1 pseudogene is annotated in these 307 nt (G+C 63.5%); it reads right to left on the minus strand.

The window, feature by feature from the left end:
• Positions 1-182 (minus strand): annotated as a pseudogene (locus ABQX22_RS26745) (recombination regulator RecX); the annotation flags it as partial.
• Between the last annotated feature and the right edge of the window lie 125 nt (positions 183-307).

Here is a 307-nt window from a genome sequence, read left to right on the forward strand (position 1 = left end):
TCACCAGCGAGACGCTCGACGGCAGCCTCGGCAGCTTCCGGCTCTATGCCGCGTGCCAACAGCTTGCGGTTCAATTCCTTGCGCGAATGCTCGCGACGCACCAGCAATCCGAGTGCGCGTTGGACCGGTGTCTGCTCCTTGAACCGGCGTCCCCGCTTTGGCGCGGGCTCTTGCTCGTCCATCGTGAGGTGTCCTGAATCACCAAATCACTGCTCAACCAATGTGCCGTCCATGGCGCCTGCCCTCCTGGCCTTCGATAGATCTACCGCGAAGCGCGGCGGCACTGACTCCACCGTCCCCGCGATAG

Source organism: Xanthomonas sp. WHRI 1810A (assembly GCF_040202885.1).
In the GTDB taxonomy this organism is placed as follows: domain Bacteria; phylum Pseudomonadota; class Gammaproteobacteria; order Pseudomonadales; family Pseudomonadaceae; genus Aquipseudomonas.